This window comes from Klebsiella sp. C239 (assembly GCF_048822715.1).
GTDB lineage: Bacteria > Pseudomonadota > Gammaproteobacteria > Enterobacterales > Enterobacteriaceae > Klebsiella > Klebsiella quasipneumoniae.
This window is the reverse complement of record NZ_JBMEZK010000002.1, coordinates 45,150-62,671: the sequence shown is the minus strand read 5'-3', so window position 1 is coordinate 62,671 and position 17,522 is coordinate 45,150. Positions and strand designations below refer to the sequence as shown.

Annotated in this window: 13 protein-coding genes; 5 read left to right on the top strand and 8 right to left on the bottom strand. The window is 63.3% G+C overall.

All coding sequences use genetic code 11. The features are described from left to right. Positions 1-132 precede the first annotated feature (132 nt). From ACOI6Z_RS05410 to ACOI6Z_RS05400, 3 genes are read right to left on the bottom strand one after another with little or no spacing between them, the layout of a single operon-like run. Entirely contained in the window at positions 133-2,577 is a 2,445-nt protein-coding gene (locus tag ACOI6Z_RS05410) for a beta-glucosidase (protein WP_420687049.1), read from the bottom strand. Beyond that, positions 2,552-3,175, bottom strand: coding sequence for an NADPH-dependent FMN reductase (locus ACOI6Z_RS05405; protein WP_048298064.1), 624 nt, complete (start codon positions 3,173-3,175; stop codon positions 2,552-2,554). Before ACOI6Z_RS05405 ends, ACOI6Z_RS05410 begins: the two co-directional genes overlap by 26 nt. A gap of 20 nt (positions 3,176-3,195) precedes the next feature. Continuing rightward, positions 3,196-4,290, bottom strand: a complete 1,095-nt coding sequence (locus ACOI6Z_RS05400; RefSeq protein ID WP_014907086.1) for an LLM class flavin-dependent oxidoreductase — start codon at positions 4,288-4,290, stop codon at positions 3,196-3,198. A gap of 202 nt (positions 4,291-4,492) precedes the next feature. Between ACOI6Z_RS05400 and ACOI6Z_RS05395 the strand changes: the two genes are divergently transcribed. After that, positions 4,493-5,137: a TetR/AcrR family transcriptional regulator gene (locus ACOI6Z_RS05395; protein ID WP_012967405.1), complete on the top strand. Its 645-nt coding sequence runs from the start codon at positions 4,493-4,495 to the stop codon at positions 5,135-5,137. 11 nt (positions 5,138-5,148) lie between these two features. Here the strand turns inward: ACOI6Z_RS05395 and ACOI6Z_RS05390 are convergent, their stop codons facing one another. From ACOI6Z_RS05390 to ACOI6Z_RS05380, 3 genes are all read right to left on the bottom strand, one after another. Beyond that, positions 5,149-6,396 carry an MFS transporter gene (locus tag ACOI6Z_RS05390; RefSeq protein ID WP_023290709.1) on the bottom strand — a complete coding sequence of 416 codons (1,248 nt, stop codon included), beginning with the start codon at positions 6,394-6,396 and terminating at the stop codon, positions 5,149-5,151. Between the two features lie 268 nt (positions 6,397-6,664). Beyond that, positions 6,665-8,164: a GMC oxidoreductase gene (locus ACOI6Z_RS05385; RefSeq protein ID WP_044524424.1), complete on the bottom strand. Its 1,500-nt coding sequence runs from the start codon at positions 8,162-8,164 to the stop codon at positions 6,665-6,667. A 127-nt stretch (positions 8,165-8,291) separates the two neighbouring features. Beyond that, the gene (locus ACOI6Z_RS05380) at positions 8,292-9,749 is read right to left on the bottom strand and encodes an MFS transporter (protein WP_064155072.1); all 1,458 of its coding nucleotides are present in this window, start codon (positions 9,747-9,749) and stop codon (positions 8,292-8,294) included. 220 nt (positions 9,750-9,969) lie between these two features. Between ACOI6Z_RS05380 and ACOI6Z_RS05375 the strand changes: the two genes are divergently transcribed. From ACOI6Z_RS05375 to ACOI6Z_RS05360, 4 genes are all read left to right on the top strand, one after another. Next, the gene (locus ACOI6Z_RS05375; protein WP_050533618.1) at positions 9,970-10,743 is read left to right on the top strand and encodes a TIM barrel protein; all 774 of its coding nucleotides are present in this window, start codon (positions 9,970-9,972) and stop codon (positions 10,741-10,743) included. Positions 10,744-10,763: 20 nt separating this feature from the next. After that, on the top strand, positions 10,764-11,777 hold the full coding sequence (locus ACOI6Z_RS05370; RefSeq protein WP_420687047.1) for a sugar phosphate isomerase/epimerase family protein: 1,014 nt from the start codon (positions 10,764-10,766) through the stop codon (positions 11,775-11,777). Positions 11,778-11,788: 11 nt separating this feature from the next. Then, positions 11,789-12,181 (top strand): C-glycoside deglycosidase beta subunit domain-containing protein, encoded by a 393-nt coding sequence (locus ACOI6Z_RS05365; RefSeq protein ID WP_023290704.1) that lies wholly within the window; start codon positions 11,789-11,791, stop codon positions 12,179-12,181. Positions 12,182-12,453: 272 nt separating this feature from the next. Then, entirely contained in the window at positions 12,454-12,933 is a 480-nt protein-coding gene (locus tag ACOI6Z_RS05360) for an RrF2 family transcriptional regulator (RefSeq protein ID WP_023290703.1), read from the top strand. Between the two features lie 63 nt (positions 12,934-12,996). On the opposite strand, the gene oqxB is transcribed toward ACOI6Z_RS05360, so the two are convergent. Together oqxB and oqxA are read right to left on the bottom strand one after the other, a co-directional pair. After that, positions 12,997-16,149 carry a multidrug efflux RND transporter permease subunit OqxB gene (oqxB, locus tag ACOI6Z_RS05355; RefSeq protein WP_004205762.1) on the bottom strand — a complete coding sequence of 1,051 codons (3,153 nt, stop codon included), beginning with the start codon at positions 16,147-16,149 and terminating at the stop codon, positions 12,997-12,999. Positions 16,150-16,172: 23 nt separating this feature from the next. Beyond that, positions 16,173-17,348 (bottom strand): multidrug efflux RND transporter periplasmic adaptor subunit OqxA, encoded by a 1,176-nt coding sequence (gene oqxA / locus ACOI6Z_RS05350; RefSeq protein WP_023290702.1) that lies wholly within the window; start codon positions 17,346-17,348, stop codon positions 16,173-16,175. Between the last annotated feature and the right edge of the window lie 174 nt (positions 17,349-17,522).

Sequence of the window (17,522 nt, the reverse complement as noted above, 5' to 3'; positions counted from 1 at the left end):
GATCGCCTCAGGCTTTTAACCCCGCCCGCCGGTACGCCGCCGCCGGGCGGTTTTTTTTTCGCGAATCGGCTGGCGAAGGAATAAAAAAAGAGGGCCGGCATGTTGCCGACCCTCTTTGACATCGATCCGGGCTTAGCCCCGGTGGCTGATTTTCCCGTCGGGAGTCAGCACGAAATCGAAGGTTGCCCGGATATCGTCGCTGGCGAAACCCACCGCCAGCTGCCAGGAGCCGCTGGCCAAGCGCCATTCCTGGGCTGGCACCTGCCAGCGCTGCAGCGCGTGACGCGGCAGGGCAAGGGTCAGGGCGACTTCCTCGTGCGCCGGGACGCTGACCGCCGCAAACTCCGCCAGCGCCGACCAGGCCGTCTCCGGCCCCCGCAGGTAGAGCTGGACCACTGCTTTTCCGGCGCGGGCGGCGCGGTTTTCCAGCCGGCAGCGCAGCTGCATAGCATCCACCTCGTCGCCTGTCAGCGCGGCGGCGCTCAGGGTGATATCGGCATACCCCAGACCGTGACCAAAGGACCAGGCGGCGGGGCGTTCGCGGGCGTTAAACCAGCGATAGCCCACCTGCTGGCGCTCGTGGTACCAGAGGTCCCCTGCGGCGTCCGGCGTCAGGCTGCGCACCGGATAGTCGTCCAGACGCTGGGCGAAGGTCACCGGCAGGCGACCGCCAGGCTCACGATCCCCGGCCAGCACCGAGGCCAGCGCCGGGCCAAACTCCTGGCCCGGATACCAGACGACCATGACCGCCGCCGCGTCGGCGAGACACCCGGTATCCACCGGATGGGCGACGTTCAGCACCACCACCGTCCGCGGATTCGCCGCGCAGACGGCGCGGATCAGGGCGACCTGATCCGCCGGCAGCGCGGTAGCGTCCCGGTCGATGCTCTCCAGACCGGCATCGGCCGTTTCGCCGATCACCAGCACCACGCTGTCGGCCGCCCGGGCATGGTCGACCGCCTGCTGCAGCAGGTCGATGGTTTGCGGGGGCTGGCAGCCGAACCAGATGCCGTGGGCGATACTGCTGCCCAGCGCCATCTCGGCCCGGAAGGTCAGGGTTTCCCCCGCCTGCAGCGGGAAGTCGAGACGGGTATGCGGGGCTTGCATCAGCTTGCCCATGATATCCCCCTCCAGCGCCTCGCCGTTAAAGGTCGCCATACGCTCGCCGTTCAGCTGCAGGGCGATCTCCCCGGTGCCGCCGATCCAGAAGCCGTAGCGGCCGCTCACCGGCGCGGTGAACTGGCAGCTTACCGTCACGGTGGCGCGTTCGGTCAGGCGCAGCATGTCGCCGACGCCCGGCATATCGCGGAACCAGATCAGCGAGGAGGCGTCGCGCACCTCCTGATGAACCACGCCCCCGTCGGCGGTGGCGTAGGCAACGTCCAGGCCGCGCTCGCCGGCGGCGGTGCGCAGCGGCAGATGATGCAGAGGCGGGATGCGGTAATCGCTCTCCACCCCCTGGGCATAGCTTATTTCGACCCCTGCGGCGGAAAAGCGCTGGCGAATGGCCTCCAGAGGAGAGATCAGCCCCGGCATCAGCGCCACTCTGGCAAAGGTCCCGCCCTGGAAGCAGGGCGTCGTGGCGTTGGGGCCAATCACCGCCAGCCGCTGTCCCGCCTGCGCGGCGAGGGGCAGCAGCCGCTGGCGATTGTGCAGCAGGACAAACCCCGCCGCCGCCGCCTCTTCGAGGGTGTGACGCCGCTGCGCCTCGGCGGCGGCAGAGCCATCCCAGGGCAGGGGATGGCTGACCCGTTCGGCCAGCCGCGCCAGCCGGACGGCGGCATCGTCAAGCCGCCGGGCGTCGCTGTCGGTGTCCATCAGCGCGGGCAGCAGGCGCTCGCCCATATGGCGGGCCGGGCCCGGCATCTCCAGATCCAGCCCGGCGCGGAAGCTGGCCGGGCCGTTCTGGGTGCCGAACCAGTCGGACATCACCAGCCCGTCCCAGCCGAGATCGCGCTTCAGCCACTGGCTGATGGCCTGATGCTGCTCGGCGCAATAGATCCCGTTCACCCGGTTATAGGCGGTCAGCATGCCCCAGACGCCGCGGCTGGCCGCCACTTCGAACGGCCAGAAATAGACTTCGCGCAGGGTGGCTTCATCGACGACCACGTTCATGGTCCGCCGATCGGTTTCCGAATCGTTGCAGACCATATGCTTGACGATGCAGCCTACTCCCTGGCGCTGGACGCCGTCGATCCACGCCGCGCCGAGCTCGGCGATATGCCGCGGGTCTTCGCCGAAAAGCTCAAACGCGCGGCCGGCAAGGGGGCTGCGCAACAGGTTCAGGTTAGGCGCCAGCAGCGCCTGCGTTCCGGTGCGCAGCGCCTCCTCGCCGATGACGCCGCCAACCCGGCTGACCAGCTGGCGGTCCCAGCTGGCGCCAAGCGCCAGCCCGCAGGGGCTGAGCAGGGCAATATCCCGCTCGTCAACCCGGCCGCCGGTGATTCCCATCGGGCCGTCGGACAGGGTGACTGAACCCAGCGTGGAGTGGGGGATAGGGTGGGTGGACCACATCCCCATCCCGGCGGTGAGCCGCGCTTTTTCGGCAACGCTAAGCGACAGACTGAGCGCAGGCATCGGCATGTCTCCGTAAGGGGGCGGCGGGGGCGAAGGCCAGCGCCTGTTCGGCTACGGTGGCCAGCGCGCGCTGGACCGCGTCGTCGGTGCAGCGGCCCTCGCTGTCGAACAGCGACACGCCGGCGGTGTTGAGGGTCACCCCCAGCGGAGTCGGCCAGCCGCGCAGGGCGTGAACGATCCCGCGCATGGCGCCGAGGGTGGTGTTGCAACCCTGCCAGCCGGCGGCGGTGACGATGCAGCCCACCGCCCGGCCATCAAGATAGACCCGGCTGTCGCCGCGCAAATCTTCCAGCAGGTCGATGGCGTTCTTCACCAGGCCAGACACCCCGCCGTGGTAGCCCGGCGAGGCCAGCAGAATGCCGTCGGCCTGGCGCACGGCGTCGACAAACGCCGTTTCCTGCGGCGTGCGGGTGGTGACTTCCGGGTTAAACGGCGGCAGGGCCGCCAGTTCAGCGCCGCCGAACAGCTGGGTCTGCGCGCCGAGCGTGCGGGCGTGGGCCAGCGCGGCAGCGAGGGCGCGCTCGGTGCTGGAGCCCGGGCGGGTGGTGCCGCCGATGCCGATCAGCAGCGGCGGGCGTGAGAAAGCAGGTTTATTCATAGCAGGATCTCCCGGTCGGATTAGCGAAAGCGCGGTAGGATCTGGTCCGCAAACAACGAGATCGACTGCTGGCTCAGGCGCAGGCGCTCCTCGGTCAGCGGGCCGTTGGTGAAGCCGAGCAGCACGTTGCCGATGCCCAGCTGCTGATGGCGTTCCAGCTCCTCGGCGACGGTCTCCGGGCTGCCGTACAGGCACCAGGTTTTGATCCACTCTTCGCTGAAACAGTCCGGATGGCGGTGCAGCGTAACGCCGCTGAACTCTTCCGCCCGCTTGTTGTACTCATATTCCCGGTCGATGGCCTGCTGGTACCAGCCCATGATCTGCAGCATCTCTTCGCGGGCCTGCTCGTCGGTGGGGGCGATATGGACGCACTGCCAGGTGTGGGTGGTCCACGAGAGGCAGTGGTTCACCACCTCGTCGCTATGGCCGGCGTTGAGCAGGGCATCGCGGTAGCGGGTGAAATAGTGGGTCAGCTGGCCAAACGGATCGTTGCTGGCCGGGATCGGCGGAGTAAACGCGGGAATAAAGGCCGGCCAGCCGTTATCGGCGGCGCGCTGCATGCTGGTTTCACGCAGCGCCACCGGCATAATGCGGTTGAACGGCTTTTGCCAGGGGGCAGGAACGATGCGCTGGACTACCGCGCCCTTATAGTGGCCGGTTTCGAAAATGATCGGATCGTCTTCAATATTTTTCTCCCACAGCCGCTGGACCAGATCGAGGTTCTCCTGCAGCAGGCTGGAGGCGTCCTTGTAGTTCACGCCAAAGCCGATCATCTCTTCCGGCGTGGTGCCGCTGCCGATGCCCACCAGCAGGCGGCCTTCGGTGAGTTGATCCAGCAGGTTAACGCGCTCGGCGAAGCGCACCGGGTGGTGCAGCGGGACGGTGGTCACCGACATGCCGAAGTGGATCTTTTTCAGCTGGCCGGCCAGGTAGGCGGCGAAGACAAACGGATCGCTGGACATCGGCGCATAGCCGGTGAAGTGATGGTCTGGCATAAAGACCGCATCGAAGCCGCGATCTTCGGCCTGGCGCGCATGATCGATCAGCGACTGCATGACAAAACGATCCTGCTCGGGGGCGGTGGAACGGCCGACGAGGAAAACAGAGAAACGCATAGCAACTCCTGGGTTGTGTGGTGGTTGTTATTATTAAATAGAACTAGAATTATGATTCTAGTTGTTTATCAAAGAATGAAAATGACCGCCATCACACTTTTGCCACATCGCCGACGGGGGAGTCGGGTGGGCAATTTGCAGCGTGGTCGCTAACTGCAATACACTGCGGGGGTTTTCTATGGATAAAGAGGTGAGAACTGCGATGACCGATCTTCCCGCGATGCGCCAGCCGAAACAGGACCGGAGCCGGGTGGCGCTGGAGCGGCTGATGGCCGCCAGCCGTGAAATCCTGCATGAAGGCACCTTTGAGCTGCTGACCATTGCTGAAATCAGTAAACGCTCGGGCGTTTCTGTCGGCTCGATCTATGCCCGCTTCGGCGGCAAAGAAGATCTGTTTATCGCCGTCATGATGGAGGTGATGCAGGAGCTGGACGCCGAATGGCAGCAGCTGATCCAGCAGCTGCACGCGCGCAATCTGCCGCTGCGCCAGCGGCTTCCGGCGCTGATGGATGTCCAGGCGGAGTATCTGCGTCGCCATGCCGGGATCCTGCGGCCGTTTATGGCGCGGGCGGATGATGAGCGCGTGGCGGGGATTGGTAAAGCCGCTTACCAGAAAAATGAGCAGACCTTTATCGACCAGCTGCTCGACGCCGCGGCGGAGATCCGTCACCCGGAGCCAGAGCAGGCCGCCCGCTTCTGCTTTACGGTTTCGTATGCCGCGCTGGCGCGCTTCCTCGGCCTGGGGTCGGCGGCAGAAGCCGCCGGCGAGGGCGACTGGGAACAGCTCAAACGCCATCTGGGCATGATGTGTCTGAGCTATCTGGTTACCCCCGTCGAGGCCGGCTAAGCCGCGGGATTTTACTTCGCTAACTGCCAGGCGCTGGCCTGCTTGTGCTGACGCAGGCGCTGGCTATGGCGGGAGAAGGTATAAAGAAATATCGCGGCGGCCAGCACCAGCGCCGCGATGCCGAGCGTCAGGAAGGCGCTCAGCACATCGTTCCCGGCCCGCAGGCGGATCGCGCCGACGATAATCGGGCTGACGAACATGCCCGCGAAGAAGGCCCCGGACCAGGCGCCCATCGCCCGGCCGCAGTAGGCGGGCGGAATCAACGATCCTACCCAGTAAATCATCGCATTAATCGCCATGCCGGCACCCAGCTGCTGGATGGCGGAGCCGATCCCCATGGCGATCAGCGTCCGCGATTCGCCCACCACCAGCATTCCGATCCCCATCAGGCAGAGCATGATGGCGAGCACGCGCTCCGGCGTATAGCGGCGGGAGACCAGACCGAACAGCAACGAACCGACCGGCACGGCGAGGCTGACCAGCGACATAATCAGGCCGATACGCTGCGGGCTGGCGTTTTGCAGGGTATGAAAGGCGTTGGCGCCGTTGATGGTGTACACGTAATAAATGATGGCGCAGACAAAGGTAAGCACGCTGAGGGCGATCACTCGCGGCCACGGAAACGGATTATGCTGCGCCGCCTGGGCGGCGTGCTGCGGACGGGCCGCCTGAGCGGGTTCGAACATCCAGAAGTACATCGCCAGAAACAGCAGGATGGCGACAAAGTAGATCATAAAGGCGCCGTTCCAGCGCAGGGCGGTCAGATAGCCGGAGCTGGCCAGCACCAGCACCGCCAGCGCCGGGCCAATCACTCCCTGCACCGTCAGCCAGAAGCGGCGCTGTTTGTCGTCAAAGTAATCGATCAGCATGGTGTTAGCGATGGTCAATACCACCGCCTCCGCCAGCCCGACGCCGAGGCGGCTGCAAAAGATGCCGGTCAGGGAGGTGATGTACAGCGGCATTGTGCCGCAGATGCCATACAGCAGCGTGGCGCTGAGCAGCAGTTTGCGGCGGCCAAATTTATCCGCCAGCCAGCCGGTGCAGGGCCCGGCGATAGCGATCACCAGACCGGGCGCGGTGAGCATCAGCGGCACCAGGGTTTCGACATAAGGCACGCCGGCGAAGTGCTGGATCAGCGTCGGGACCGCCGGCGCCAGGGAAACGATCGCCAGGATGGGCAGAAAGGCGGTCAGGGCGATGATGATGCCCTGGATCGCGCCGGCTTGCGGCGCGTGGGGCGGATTCAGACTATGGCTCACGACGTTCTCCTTTTATCGCGCGGGTCGCCTGTCGTTGGCGGCGGCGCGGTTTTTTAGTATGCAGGTCAGGGATACAGGTGGCGGCGGGAATAGCCGCGGATTTAAGAGTAGGAGCAGGAACGGCGCGGGGAAAAATTGTGATTACGTATGTGATCCATCACAAACAAAAATACCATTGGTTTTTTATGGTTATTGCGGCAATAAAAAGGCGACCGGTGTCGCCTTTCGCGGGGAGCGGGGCCGCTTGTGCCCCGGTGAGCCAGAGGCGCTACAGCAGCCGCGCCACGATATCGTCAGCGGCGAGGATCGCCAGCGCGACGCTGGTCAGCGTCGGGTTGCAGGCGGTTGAGGTGGGGATCGCCCCGTTGCCGCCGACGTACAGATTGTGAAAACCCCAGACCCGCGAGCGGCGGTCGGCCACGCTGTTGCCGTCGTTCGCTTCTCCCAGGCGACAGGTTCCCTGGTAATGCAGCGAGGTGCCCGCCGGCAGGATCATGGCCTCCCCGCCGGGCGCCACGCGGCCCAGCGCGGCGCCGACGCGTTCAGTCACTGCCACCGCCTGCTGTAAACGGCGGCGATCGCCGTCGGTTAACTGATAGTTCAGCTGCATTTTCGGCAGCCCTACGGCGTCGGTTTCATCACTGAAGACGATCCTATCCTCCTCGCGCAGCTCCTTGGCGAGGAACAGCCCCAGGCCCACCACCGGCTTCGCCGGGGTACCCGACGGCTGGGCAAAGGCGATCGGCGAAGTATCCATCTGCATCAGTTGACCGTGGAACGGAAAATCGGGCTCATGGAACGGCAGCCAGGTGACGCCGGAGACATTGTCCCGTCCGTCGCGCACCGGGGAGGTCGGCGCGACGGCGGCCGGCGGGGCGTCCACTTCAATCAGAGCGATCACCTGCGGCTGATCGTTGAGCCAGCGCCCCAGCGCCCGCGGACGGATGCCCGAGGCGTACAGCAGCTGCGGCGTACGCAGCGCATCGGCGGCGACCACTACCGCTTTGGCCGTCACCACATACTGTTCGCCGGTACGCAGATCGCGCAGCTCCGCCCCGCGGGCGACGCCGTCCTCGCTGAGGATCCGCGTGCACAGGGTGGCGGTGCGGATCTCCACCCCGCGCTGGCGGCGGGTCTCTTCCTCCGCCAGCTCGCCGAGCACCGCGTCGACGCCGGACCAGCGCGGCTTGCCCTCCGGCGTCGCGGCGCAGGCCAGCGGCATAGGCTGCGCCAGCCGCGCCGGCGGACGGTCGCTGGCGAAGTGCTGATTAAGGGCATCGACGATTTGCCGGCCGATGGCGGTGGCCGGAAATCCTTCGCGGGTCACCTGCAGATAATGCTCTGCCGACTCCCAGGCGTCGGCCATCTCCCGGGGATCGAGAAAGGGAATGACTTCGCTGCCGCCCGGTCGCGGACAGGCGCAGGTCCAGTGGACGCCCATGCCGCCGAGGTTAGTGGAGAGCGCGGCGGCTGGCATGCCGCTGTGGGGCGCCGTCGGGTCGAGAAGATGGGTGCCGGGCCGCGCCTGCAGGGCGTCTGCCGGCAGGTTTTCCGGCAGGGCGGCCAGCGGAAACGCCCGGGCGCGGTCGTAGGCCGTTTCCCGCTGCGCTGGCGCCAGGTTGCGGATATTAACCCCGGTGGCGGGCGTCAGCGCTTCGCCGGCTTCCACCACCAGGATCCGCGCGGCGCGGCGGTCGGCAATCCGCCGCGCGAAAGCGGCGCCTACCGGGCCGCTACCAATAATCAGTACATCGATGTTCTCATCCATATCAGTCCTTGCCTTTGTTGTTCTCCGGGCGCATGCCCGTTGCAGGTGTACAGAAAATAGGTACTACAGCTTTGTGCGTCCTGATAAATGGTTCCTCATGATAGCAGCCATTGCCGGACGCGATAGGTCATGGCTTCCCTGGCGGGGGAAGCACCGAGACGGGCAGCAGGCGGCTGAGGGCGGCAATCGCCAGCAGGATCAGGGCGCCAAGGGTCAGCAGGGTGATAAACGCCCCGCGCCAGGCGTCCGGCGCGGAGGCGCTTTGCGCCAGATAGAAGCCGCCAAGGGTCGCCATGCCGAGGGCGGCGCCAAACTGCTGGCCGGTGCGAAATAATCCCGACGCCGCGCCGGCGTGGGCCACCGGGATCGCCGCCATGGCAAAGGCCGGCAGCGGGGCGGAGATAAGCCCCATCCCACAGCCGCACAGGCCGAACCCGAGACCCAGCGCGGTCAGCGGCAGCGTCCCCGGCGCCGCGGCGATCCCGTAGCCCATCAGCAGCAGGCCGCTCATCTGCACGGCCACCCCGACCAGCGTCACGTTACGCCCAAGACGAGGCGATAGCCGGCGGCCGGCGACGGCGATGGAAAACATCGCCCCGAGGGCGAAGGGGATGTGCAGCAGGGCGGTATGGAACGGGCTGAAGCCCAGCCCGTTCTGCAGCACCAGCGCGGTGGCCAGCAGCAGCGAGGCGGTGGTCAGTTGATAGAGCAGGGTGATGACGATCCCGGCGCGAAAGAAGCGGTCGCGCAGCACCGCGGGGGGTAACAACAGCGTGCCGCCCCGGCGTTCACGGCCCAGCAGATGTCGCCAGAGGAGGGCCACCGTGATGAGCGACAGCAGCGGCGGCAGCGCCATCCATAGCGGCCAGCGCAGGGCGGGACCTTCGATCAGAGTGAGCAGCAGCGCGCCGCCGCCCACCACCGCCAGCAGGGTACCCAGCGGATCGATACCTTTGGCCGCCGGGCTGCGCACCGCCGGCAGCGCCCGCCAGGCCAGTATCACGGCGACGACGATCACCGGCACGTTGATCAAAAAGATCGGCCGCCAGCTGAGGCCGAACAGATTGCTTTCGATGATGATCCCGCCGAGCACCGGGCCGAGGATCCCGGCGGCGCCGCCGAGCAGGCCGAAAATACTCATCACCCGGAAACGTTCGTGCGGGCGATACAGAACCTGCATCAGGGAGAGGATTTGCGGGCCCATCATCGCTCCGCTGGCCCCCTGCGCAATACGCATCGCCACCAGCATCTCCGGGCTGGCGGCCAGCCCGCAGCCGGCTGACGCAGCGCCAAACGCCAGCAGGCCGCTGATAAACAGCCGCCGGTAGCCATACAGATCGCCGAGCCGACCGCCGGTGAGCAGCAGAATGGAGAAAAAGAACAGGTAGCCGGTGACCACCCATTCAATTTGCCGCGGGCTGGCGAGCAGATCCCGCTGTACCACCGGGATGGCGACATTAATGATCGAGACGTCGATGATCTCCAGCACCAGCGCTATCGAAACCACCAGCGTGGCCAGCGTGCGCTGCCGCTCGCTGGTATAGGGAGGCGCCTGAACCGCGGCTGCCGAAGCGTTATTGAGCATGATGTACCTTCAGATTTGGTTAAAAACTTGTTAAATAATGTTGACAATTTATAGCAACCAGAGATTAGAATTAGAGCACTTATTCTGGTTATGCCGCGTCAGATCCTGCTGTTGACCGCGAAGCCAGAAGGGAAGGCGTCACACTGCCGCTCCGAAACAGAATAAGAATTCTTATTCTAATTTTGTTTGTTTTGATCTGGCAAGTAGAGAAGGGGGTCGGATGTATTTGTCCGCATGTATTGAATGGCTGTTTCGTGAAGAGTATCCCGATTTCAGCGATCGGGTCCGGGCGGCGAAAGCGCAGGGATTCAGCCACGTTGAGTTTCATCTTTGGCGTGATAAACCGCTGGCGGCGCTGGCGCAGGCGCTGGAGGAGACCGGCGTGAGGCTGTCGAGCTTCGTGGTGGAGCCCCGGCGCAGCCTGGTGGATCCGGCGGAGCATGAGCAGTTTCTGGCGGCGGTGAGCGACAGCCTGGCGGCCTCGCGCCAGCTGGGGTCGCCGCCGCTGGTGGTGGCCTCCGGCTTCAGCCGTGAAGGGGTGGCGATCGCCGAACAGCAGGCGCAGGCGATCCATATCCTGCGCCAGGCGGCGACGCTGGCGGAAGCCGCCGGGGTCACTCTGCTGCTGGAGCCGCTCAACACCCGCATCGATCATCCGGGGATGTTCTTAAACGACACCCGGCTGGCGCTGGACATTATCGAGGCGGTCGACAGCCCGCGGCTGCAGCTGCTGTTTGACGTCTATCACTCGCTGGTGATGGAAGAGGAGATGGAGGAGGTGCTCGGCGGCAGAATGCACCGGGTGGGACACGTGCAGATAGCGCAGGCGCCGGAACGTAACGAACCGGATCCGCGCAGCGGCGAGTGGCCAGAAGTGATCGCCCGGCTGCAACGCCTGGGCTACAACGGGGCCATTGGCCTGGAGTATAAACCGTCGCTGCCCGCAGCGGCCTCGGTGGCCCGCGCCCGCGAAGCGACCGGCTTATCCTGTTAACCAACTTACCTGGTACTTTTATGACTCAGAAAATAAAACGCGGCGTCAGTCTGTACAGCTTTCAGAATGAGACCTATCTCGGCAAGATGTCCCTCGATCAGGCGATCGGTCACTGCGCGGCATTTGGCGCCCGCGGCATTGAAGTCGTTGGCGAACAGACCTTCGCCGGCTGGCCGGAGTGCGGCATGCCGGAGGCGGCGATCGCCGACTGGCGCCGTCTGATGCAGCGCCATGACACGGTGCCGGTGTGCCATGACTTTATGCTCGACTATAAACGCTATAAAGACCGGCCGATGCCGTTTGACGAGCAGGTGCGCAGCGTGCAAAACGACATCGATTTTGCCGCCCGGCTGGGCATGCGCTTTATCCGCACTCTGGTTTCCGTGGCGCCGGAGGTGCTGGTGGCGGCGGCGCCTTATGCGGAAGACAAAGGGATCACCATTCTGCTGGAGGTGCACGCCCCGCTGCATTTCGACCATCCGTGGATTATTCGCCATGCCGAAGCCTATGAAAAAGCCAACACCCGGGCGCTGGGCTTCCTGCCGGATATGGGGATGTTTTTAGCCCGCTTCCCGCGGGTGTGGAAAGAGCGCTTTATTCGTAACGGTTGCCCGCAGGCGGCGGCGGATTTTATCGAGAAAGCCTATGAGGAGCGGACGCTCAGCGAATACGTGATCCTGGATGTGATGCAAAAATGGGGGCCGGGCCCGCAGCTGGCGATGGCGGAAACGCTGCGCCACAACGCGGCGTTCGAGCCGAAGCGGATGCTCGATTTTATGCCGCGGATCCACAACATTCATGCCAAATTCTATGAGATGACCGACGAGATAAGCGAGTGGTCAATTCCCTACGATGAGATCTTCCGCGTGCTGCAGAAGGGCGGCTATGAGGGGTATGTGTGCTCCGAGTATGAAGGCAACCGCTGGGTGGAAGATGCGCAGGAGGTGGACAGCCTGGAGCAGGTCCGCCGCCAGCAGCTGATGTTCTGTCGCCTGTTAGATGAAACCCCACCCCCGGCGCTGCTGGGTCAGTAAGGAGCATTATCATGTTTGATCAGCATATTATCTGCCGCGAAGGTTTCGGCAACGTCACCCGCGACGGGGAAGTTATCGGCGTGCGCTTTTTGGCCCGTCTGCCTTACTACCGCGGTCTGGGTTTGTCGATGGTGGAAGATATCGCCGTGACCCTCAACGGCGAAGCCATCCCGCGGCAGGCGATCCGCCTGGCGCTGCGCGGCCGGGAGTGGACGCTCGACGAGCTGGAGAGCGTCTACGACGACCGGTGGAACTTCGGTGAAAAGGCGACCATCACGGTGCTCAAACCTGGCGGCCTGCCGGCCGGCTGGCATCGCCTGAAGGTGGCCGAGAGGCTGCGGATCTCCTATCTGCCGTTTGTGCCGGTGACCACCTTTGAAACCGAGCTGGAGTTAACGGCGTAACATCCCGCAGGATCCGCTGCCGTTATGGCAGCGGATTTCTATACCACCGGGCAGCCACCGGGGAGCGCTGAGGAGATTGCCGTCCAGTCAAACCGCTTCGGAAGAGCGCGGTTTCTCAGCCCGCCTGTGCAGACGAAATAGGAAAATTTACTTCGCAGGCTAACCGCAGATTGCTTCAAAAAAATTCCCGTATTTGTTATATTGTTGTTCATTGATTACTCACCTCTGCGGTGCCAAAAAGAACAAGATTCACCGCAACCCAGGACAATACCATGTTAGATTACCGCTTCCCGACAGCTTTGCAGATGGTTCTCAGCGTAGCAATGGCGGAGCAGATGGGTGAACGTTCGACGAGTGCGATTCTGGCCTACGGCCTGGAAGCCAACCCGAGCTTTATCCGCAAATTAATGGTTCCGCTCACCCGTGACGGCATCATTGTCTCCACGCTTGGCCGCAACGGCTCTATTCATCTTGGCCGCCCGGCGGATAAAATCACTCTGCGTGATATCTATCTTTCCGTTATCGAAGATAAAAAACTGTGGGCGTCGCGCCCTGACGTCCCGGCCCGCTGCGTGGTCAGCGCCAACGCCTGCTGGTACTTCAAATCGGTCGCTGACGAAGCGGAGCAGGCTTCGCTAAACGTCCTCGCTCGCCATACCGTGGCCAGCGCGCTGGAGGCGCTTAAAAACGCCGATACCAGCGGCTGCGACCCGGTACCGGAAATGATCGCCCGCTTTAAAAAAGCGCATTAATCCTGGTCCTGACGAAAAAAAACCGCCTTCAGCTGAAGGCGGTTTTTTGTTATTTGCCGCAGGCTAGGCGGGCAGATCCTCCTGGACCGGCTTACTGCGGGTCACCAGTTTCCGTAGCGTCACGTAAAACACCGGCGTCAGGAACAAACCGAACAGCGTCACCCCCAGCATCCCGGAGAACACCGTGATCCCGGTGACGCCGCGGACTTCCGCCCCTGCGCCGTGGCCGAGGATCAGCGGAATGGTCCCGGCGATAAAGGCGATGGAGGTCATGACAATCGGACGCAGTCGCAGGCGGCACGCCTCCAGCGCGGCTTCCATGATGCCTTTGCCCTGAATCTCCAGCTCGCGGGCAAACTCGACGATCAGAATGGCGTTTTTACAGGCCAGGCCCATCAGGACCACCAGCCCCACCTGCACGAAGACGTTGTTATCGCCCCCGGTCAGCCAGACGCCAAACAGCGCGGAGAGCATCGTCATCGGCACGATAAGGATCACCGCCAGCGGCAGGGTCCAGCTTTCATACAGCGCCGCCAGCACGAGGAACGCCAGCAGCACCGCCACCGGGAAGACGATCAGCGCCGTATTGCCCTGGGTGGCCTGCTGGAAGCTGAGGTCCGTCCATTCAATATTCATTCCATTCGGCAGCACCTGTTTAGACATGGCATCCAGCAGCGTCATCGCCTGCGAGGAGGAGAGCACGCGCGGATCGGCATCGCCAATCAGGTCCGCCGCCGGATAACCGTTGTAGCGGATCACCGGATCCGGCCCGTAGGTGGTACTGATATTCACCATACTGCCGATCGGCACCATTTCGCCCTGATTATTGCGGGTGCGCAGATTGGCGATATCTTCCACGCTCTCGCGGTACGGCCCGTCAGCCTGGGCCATCACGCGCCAGGTACGCCCGAACTGGTTAAAGTCATTGACATAAGACGAGCCGAGATAGGTCTGCAGCGTGCCGAACAGATCGGTCAGCGATACTCCCTGCGCTTTCGCCTTATCGCGATCGACCTGGACATCCAGCTGCGGCACGTTAGCCTGGTAGGTCGAGATCGGGAAGTGCATCCCCGGCGTCTGCATAATCGTCCCGGACATGGCATTCACCGCGCTTTGCAGCGCGCCATAGCCCAGCCCGCCGCGATCCTGGATGTACAGGGAGTAGCCGGAGCCCTGACCCAATCCTAAAATCGGCGGCGGCAGGATGGAGAAGCCAAATCCCTGCTGGATTTGCGCAATTTTGGCGTTGATCTCCGCGTTGATTTCCGCCGCCGAGTGTTTGCGCTGGTCGAACGGTTTCAGGCCAAAAAAGACCGTCCCGGTATTCGGCGTGTTGGTGAACTGCAGCGCGTTAAGACCGGGGAAGGCGACCGCATAATCGACCCCTTCGGTATTCATCCCGATCTCGCTCATTTTGCGGATCACCGCATCGGTGCGCGCCAGCGACGAACCTTCCGGCATCTTCACGCCGCCAATCAGGTACAGTTTGTCCTGGGTGGGAATAAATCCGCCGGGGACGACTTTAAACATCACCCCTGCGGCGCAGAGCAGCAGCAGGTACACCACAAACACCGCGCCACGGCGGCCGAGGGTTTTACTCACCAGCCCCTGATAGCCGTTCGAACTGCGCAGGAAAAAGCGGTTAAACGGACGGAAAATCCAGCCGAACAGACGATCGATCAGCCGGGTAGGGAGGTCTTTTTTCGCGCCGTGCGGCTTTAACAGCAGGGCCGCCAGCGCCGGGGAGAGCGTCAGAGAGTTGATGGCCGAGATCACCGTGGAGATGGCGATGGTCACCGCAAACTGCTTGTAGAACTGACCGGTCACGCCCGAGAGAAACGCCATCGGCACGAACACCGCGCACAGCACCAGCGCAATAGCGATAATCGGCCCGGAGACCTCTCGCATCGCCTGATGTGCCGCGGCAAGCGGCGCAAGCCCCTCTTCGATATTGCGCTCGACGTTTTCCACCACCACGATGGCGTCATCCACCACGATACCAATCGCCAGTACCAGCCCGAACAGGCTCAGGGTATTCAGCGAGAAGCCCAGCAGATAGAGTATGCTGAAGGTACCGACCACCGATACCGGCACCGCGATCAGCGGGATAATCGACGCGCGCCAGGTCTGCAGGAACAGGATCACCACCAGCACCACCAGCACCACCGCCTCCAGCAGCGTCTGCACCACCGCGCGGATGGAGTCGCGCACGAACACCGTTGGGTCGTACGGCGCCGCCCACTTCATATCTTCCGGGAAGCGGGTGGCCAGCTCGGCCATTTTGGCGCGCACGGCGTTCGACAAATCGATGGCGTTAGCCCCCGGGGACTGGAAGATACCGATCCCGACCGCGTCCTTGTTGTTGAGCTGGGAGCGCAGCGCATAGCTACCGGAACCCATCTCGATGCGCGCCACGTCGCGCAGGCGGACCAGCGAGCCGTCCTGCGCTGTTTTCAGAATGATATTGCCAAACTCTTCTTCGGTATGCAGACGGCCCTGGGCGTTAATCGAGATCAGGAAATCGCTCTCCTGCGGCAGCGGCTCGGCGCCAAGCTGTCCGGCGGAGACCTGGACGTTTTGCTCCTGCATCGCCGTGACCACGTCCGAGGCGGTCAGCCCACGCGCCGCCACCTTATTGGGATCCAACCAGACGCGCATCGCATATTCGCCGGAACCAAATATCTGGATTTGGCCGACGCCGGGTAGGCGCGCCAGCTCATCCTTCACCTTCAGCGTGGCGTAGTTGCGCATATACAGCGAGTCGTACTTACCGTTTGGCGAAAACAGATGCACCACCAGGGTCAGCGTCGGGGACTGTTTCTGGGTGGTGATCCCCAGACGGCGCACATCCTCCGGCAGACGCGCCTCCGCCTGCGCGACCCGGTTCTGCACCTGAACCTGCGCCTGATCCGGGTCGGTACCCGGGCGGAAGGTCACGGTGGTCACCAGCACGCCGTCGGAGCCGGCGACCGATTTCATGTACATCATGTTTTCAACGCCGTTGATCGCTTCCTCCAGCGGCGTCGCCACGGTCTCGGCAATCACTTTCGGGTTGGCGCCGGGATACTCCGCGCGCACCTGCACGCTGGGGGGCACGACGTCAGGATATTCGCTCACCGGCAGCAGCGGGATGGCGATTAACCCGGTGATAAAAATTAAAATCGACAGCACCGCGGCGAAAATTGGCCTGTCGATAAAAAAGCGGGAAAAGTCCATGTCTTGGATTCTCTGATTAGGGATCAGTTGAGGGCGGCGCTGGGGGTCATGGCAACGGTTTTGGCGTTAACCGGCATACCCGGCATAAACACTTTTTGTAAGCCGTCGACGATGACGCTATCCCCAGGCTTCAGACCCTGCTTCACGACGCGTAAACCGTCGGCCAGCCGCCCCGGCGTGATATCACGTCGCTGCGCTTTGCCATCTTTATCAACGATATAGACATATTTACGATCCTGATCGGTGAGCACCGCTTTGTCGTCGATAAGCGTAGCCTGGAACGCCGCGCTGCCCGGCAGACGCACGCGGGCAAACAGACCCGGCGTGAACAGCCGCTGCGAGTTATCCAGCAGGGCGCGCATGCGGATGGTGCCGGTGCTCGGCGTTAACTGATTATCGAGAAAATCCACTTTGCCCTGATGGGGGTAGCCCTCCTCGCCAACCAGACCAATCTCCACCGGGAGCGCCTGATTATCGCTGGACGCGCCTTGCCCGCGGCGGGCGAGATTTTGGTAGTGAAGGTAGGTTGACTCGTCGACGTCAAAGTAGACGTACACCGTCTTCTGCGAGACCAGGGTGGTGAGCACGCTGGCGGTGTCGCCCGCCGTGACCAGGTTGCCGCTGGTGATCAGCGCGCGGCTGGCGCGGCCGTCGATAGGGGCGGTCACTTTGGTGAAGTCGAGGTTAAGCTGCGCGGCATCCACCGCCGCCTGCGCGGCGCGAATATCGGCCTGCGCCTGTACCGCGGCTGACCGGCGCTGCTCCCACTCTTCACGGGAGACGAGGTTGGTATGAACTAATTTATCGGTGCGGTTCGCCTCGCTTTGCGCCAGGCTGGCCTGCGTTTTGGCTCTCGCCAGCGTCGCCTGCGCCTGCTCCAGCGCGGCGCGATAGGTTCTGTCGTCTATCGTGAACAGCACCTGGCCCTTTTTCACCTCCTGGCCGTCGGTATAATTCACTTTATCAATATATCCCGAGACGCGGGGGCGGAGCTGAACGCTCTCCACCGCTTCAATGCGACCGTTGAAACTATCCCACTGACTGATCGACTTCACCAACACCTTAGCGGCGCTGACGGCAGGCGCGGGCGGCGCGGCGTTTTGCGCGACGCTGTCGTCGCAGCCGACGAGCAGAAAGGAGAGCATCATCGCGCCGAGCGCGGTCAGGTGAATGTTTCCCCAGTTTTTTTGCAGGCTCATTATTTTTATTCCAGTCATTGTAGCCGCCGGGCAAGACGCAGCCTGAGAGGCTGCGCCACTTCCTTTGTCCGGGCTGGCTTAAGGCCATTTGTGTCGATCATCGCCACAAAATTGTAACAATTTCGAATACACTATCGCGGCGATTGTAGGAAGGCGCTTAACTAAGTGCAAGAA

Excerpts from the sequence above, each read along its gene's own strand:
- ACOI6Z_RS05380 (WP_064155072.1), bottom strand. The coding sequence starts at position 9,749 with ATGCTCAATAACGCTTCGGCAGCCGCGGTTCAGGCGCCTCCCTATACC.
- ACOI6Z_RS05410 (WP_420687049.1), bottom strand. The coding sequence starts at position 2,577 with ATGCCTGCGCTCAGTCTGTCGCTTAGCGTTGCCGAAAAAGCGCGGCTC.
- oqxB (WP_004205762.1), bottom strand. The coding sequence starts at position 16,149 with ATGGACTTTTCCCGCTTTTTTATCGACAGGCCAATTTTCGCCGCGGTG.
- ACOI6Z_RS05405 (WP_048298064.1), bottom strand. The coding sequence starts at position 3,175 with ATGAATAAACCTGCTTTCTCACGCCCGCCGCTGCTGATCGGCATCGGC.
- ACOI6Z_RS05395 (WP_012967405.1), top strand. The coding sequence starts at position 4,493 with ATGACCGATCTTCCCGCGATGCGCCAGCCGAAACAGGACCGGAGCCGG.
- ACOI6Z_RS05385 (WP_044524424.1), bottom strand. The coding sequence starts at position 8,164 with ATGGATGAGAACATCGATGTACTGATTATTGGTAGCGGCCCGGTAGGC.
- ACOI6Z_RS05375 (WP_050533618.1), top strand. The coding sequence starts at position 9,970 with ATGTATTTGTCCGCATGTATTGAATGGCTGTTTCGTGAAGAGTATCCC.
- ACOI6Z_RS05370 (WP_420687047.1), top strand. The coding sequence starts at position 10,764 with ATGACTCAGAAAATAAAACGCGGCGTCAGTCTGTACAGCTTTCAGAAT.
- ACOI6Z_RS05360 (WP_023290703.1), top strand. The coding sequence starts at position 12,454 with ATGTTAGATTACCGCTTCCCGACAGCTTTGCAGATGGTTCTCAGCGTA.
- ACOI6Z_RS05365 (WP_023290704.1), top strand. The coding sequence starts at position 11,789 with ATGTTTGATCAGCATATTATCTGCCGCGAAGGTTTCGGCAACGTCACC.
- oqxA (WP_023290702.1), bottom strand. The coding sequence starts at position 17,348 with ATGAGCCTGCAAAAAAACTGGGGAAACATTCACCTGACCGCGCTCGGC.
- ACOI6Z_RS05400 (WP_014907086.1), bottom strand. The coding sequence starts at position 4,290 with ATGCGTTTCTCTGTTTTCCTCGTCGGCCGTTCCACCGCCCCCGAGCAG.